Source organism: Methanospirillum sp., from assembly GCF_035560735.1.
GTDB lineage: Archaea > Halobacteriota > Methanomicrobia > Methanomicrobiales > Methanospirillaceae > Methanospirillum.
In genome coordinates, this window is sequence record NZ_DATMYY010000190.1 from 1 (window position 1) to 3119 (window position 3119).

Genomic DNA, 3119 nt, shown 5'->3' on the forward strand with positions numbered 1-3119 from the left:
ATCCAATCCTGAAGACAGATAGGCTCATAATGAGGAAATTTCTTTTTGAAGAGGCAGGTATCGTAAAGGAACTTGTCGGGTCAGAAGAGGTTGCCCACGGCTGTATAAATATTCCCCACCCTTATATGCCCGGTTTGGCAGAGATCTGGATAGCCTCCCATGAGATATGGTACTCTGAGGGATCACAGGTGGTTTTTGCAGTAACACGGAAAGAAGATGGATGGATAATCGGTGCGATCGGACTCACGCTTGAACCCGAACATGCCCGTGCCGAGCTTGGATACTGGATAGGATTCCCATTCTGGAACCATGGATATGCAACCGAAGCAGCAGAAGCAGTCATTACATACGCATTTGATGGGTTACTTCTGCACCGGATAACAGCATCACATTTTGTAAGAAACCTGGCATCTGGCAGAGTGCTGGAGAAACTCGGAATGAAAAAGGAAGGGTTACTCAGAGAGCATTTTCTGAAGGATGGAGTCAGAGAGGATGTAATTGTAAGAGGTTTGCTCAGGAATGATGGGAGATCTTTTTCTGAAGAGAAGAGAGCCAATTACTCAGGAGAAAGGATATGAGACTGGCAGTTCTTCTTTCAGGAGGGAAGGATTCTTTATACTCATGCTGGAAAGCAATGCAAACTGATGAAGTTGTCTGTTTCGTTACGATCCGATCAAAGAATACTGACAGTTACATGTTTCATACCCCAAACATCGAACTGACCCGTCTCCAGGCTGAAGCAGCAGGTATTCCACTGATCGAATGGCAGACAGCAGGTCAGGTAGAAGCCGAACTTGATGATCTCAAAGCTTCACTTCAGGAGGCTGTAAACCTATTTGAGATTAATGGAGTTGTTTCCGGCGCTATTCAATCAGTATACCAGGCTGCACGCGTTCAGCGTATTTGTCTGGACCTAGGGCTCTGGTCATTCAACCCACTCTGGCTCTGCAATCAGAATGAATACCTGAAGGATTTGATAGATAACCGATTTGAGATCTATATTGCAGGAATTTTCTCAGCACCATTTGATGAAACCTGGCTCGGTAGAAGGATCGACCTAGGATTTGTAACCCGGCTGATGTCAATCAGTGATAAGTATGGTATCTCGCTTACAGGTGAAGGGGGAGAATACGAGAGCTTTGTTTGTGATGCCCCCTTCTTCACACGGCGTATCGTCATTACAGGATCAGAGATGGTTTACAAGAACCATAACGGAAGATTCCTGATTACCGGGGCTGAGTTGGAGGTTAAATGATCACGATCCTTGATTGTACAAGACAGGATCTTTCCCTGCTTAAGTATGAATTTGTAAGCCCGATTACAAACATAGTCCAGATTGCCGGATTTAATACCATTGTTCTCCCGCTAGCCACACACGAGAGACCTAGTAACCTGAAGGGGATTATCCTAACTGGTACTTCACTGATGGATGATCACTACCTCTCCATAGGAATCCCTGAATGGGTATTGCAATGGGCCGGTCCTGTGCTCGGAATTTGTGCCGGGATGCAATTGATTACAATAACTTATGGAGGAAGGCTTGTCCCATCAGAGGCGGTAGGAATGACAGAGATAAGATGCGTAAATAGAGATCAGATCGTTGATGGAAAAGAACAGTTTACCGGGTGGGAATTACACCGTTCAGGAGTCGAAACATCAGGGAATGTAACCGTCCTCGCAAGGTCTGCATCAGGAATCCAGATGATCCGAACCAACGACCGTCCTTGGTATGGCGTTCTATTCCATCCAGAAGTCAGAAATGAATGGCTCATCACAAACTTTCTGAACATATGTAGCAAACAGGGACAATAAACAGATCATTTTTAAATATGCTAATTATCAGTTTAAACAGCCAGAGTATATCATCAATAAGATCCAGATATTAATCAGATTTTAATAGACACGTCACATCAGACACAGAGGAGATCAAATGGCAGAAGATAAAATATCACAACGAAAAGAGGATCTCCTCGAGGTAATTTTTGAAATAGTGCAGGAGAAGGGATATGCAAAATCACGTGACATCGCAGCAGCCCTTCAGATAACTCCAGCGACGGTGACGGATGGTTTTAAACGTCTTTCTGATGCAGGTCTGGTAAATTACGAGCCGTATGGGGGCGTTACACTCACCGATGCAGGATCCCGTATTGCCAGAAGAACCAAGGATTCACATCTCATTATCAGAAGACTACTCGAACTTGCAGGAGTTGAGGCAGGGACAGCAGACAGTGAAGCCTGTATCATGGAACACGGGCTCTCTCCAGATTCTTGTGATAAACTTACCCGTGTTGTTGCTTTCATAGAAGAATGCCTATCTGATAGCAAAATGAATCATCGATTCAGGGAGATCATGCAGGATCCTAAAGATACAATACACCATTAATAAGCCATATATAAATCACCAAACGAGTAATATCAAACTCCTTTTTTTCATATCCAAGTCTTTTCGGATAGTTGTGAACAGGGATCAGATCTGATTTAAAAAAGTCGGAGTGGAAACAGTTCTGATACACTTCCAGGACCGCTGATGATACTTACAAAGATAACCGAAAACAGAAAAACACCGATTTGAATCCGGTACAGACAATCAGGCAAATACTCCCTGAAAACAATCCGGGATTAATATAGGTATGGGAAAGGGACATATCAGTTAAGGGAAAGGTTGTAAAAAGGAATCCCTGACGGGATGCAATCAGGGGGATGGGAATGATGTAGTCCATCTCCACGGTCATATGGAACGCCGGGGGGTCATCCGGATCTGACACGTGCTGTCTGGTGGGGTTGATGTGTCTGGTAGGTGATCCATGAATGCAGAACGGGGGCCCGTGGGTCGAACCACCCGATGCAACAGTTGTTATGGAGACCGGTTTTGCCGGCCGGATCGTATATCCGGAAACCGACGCCACATATACCACTCAGGAGATGGATCTTATGCGGATATTCCTGTTTACAGACCTTCGAGGCAACACTCCTGATATCCGGGGGTATCAACCTCTGATTCAATGGTTAGTGGATGGGGGGTTAAAGTTTGCCCTATTCAAGTTAATTATTAGAACACAGTGATATTTTAGCGACGATTCGCTATGAGAAAAAAAGATACACACAATTCAGGTTCAGAA

The 3119-nt window shown here is 44.6% G+C and carries 5 protein-coding genes; all 5 read left to right on the forward strand.

Annotated features, from left to right (window positions below; genetic code table 11):
• The coding region (locus VN429_RS05660; RefSeq protein WP_325630765.1) for a GNAT family N-acetyltransferase at nt 1–578 on the forward strand (578 nt) is incomplete at its 5' end.
• Entirely contained in the window at nt 575–1255 is a 681-nt protein-coding gene (locus VN429_RS05665) for a diphthine--ammonia ligase (RefSeq protein ID WP_325630768.1), read from the forward strand. The genes VN429_RS05660 and VN429_RS05665, both read left to right, overlap by 4 nt.
• Nucleotides 1252–1812: a type 1 glutamine amidotransferase gene (locus tag VN429_RS05670; RefSeq protein ID WP_325630770.1), complete on the forward strand. Its 561-nt coding sequence runs from the start codon at nt 1252–1254 to the stop codon at nt 1810–1812. Before VN429_RS05665 ends, VN429_RS05670 begins: the two co-directional genes overlap by 4 nt.
• A 118-nt stretch (nt 1813–1930) precedes the next feature.
• The gene (locus VN429_RS05675; RefSeq protein ID WP_325630775.1) at nt 1931–2383 is read left to right on the forward strand and encodes a metal-dependent transcriptional regulator; all 453 of its coding nucleotides are present in this window, start codon (nt 1931–1933) and stop codon (nt 2381–2383) included.
• Between the two features lie 425 nt (nt 2384–2808).
• On the forward strand, nt 2809–3063 hold the full coding sequence (locus tag VN429_RS05680; RefSeq protein ID WP_325630777.1) for a hypothetical protein: 255 nt from the start codon (nt 2809–2811) through the stop codon (nt 3061–3063).
• Nucleotides 3064–3119: the final 56 nt, after the last annotated feature.

What these genes read in the sequence shown, in the direction of transcription:
- VN429_RS05670 (WP_325630770.1), top strand. Translation starts at nt 1,252, where the DNA reads ATGATCACGATCCTTGATTGTACAAGACAGGATCTTTCCCTGCTTAAG.
- VN429_RS05665 (WP_325630768.1), top strand. Translation starts at nt 575, where the DNA reads ATGAGACTGGCAGTTCTTCTTTCAGGAGGGAAGGATTCTTTATACTCA.
- VN429_RS05675 (WP_325630775.1), top strand. Translation starts at nt 1,931, where the DNA reads ATGGCAGAAGATAAAATATCACAACGAAAAGAGGATCTCCTCGAGGTA.
- VN429_RS05680 (WP_325630777.1), top strand. Translation starts at nt 2,809, where the DNA reads ATGCAGAACGGGGGCCCGTGGGTCGAACCACCCGATGCAACAGTTGTT.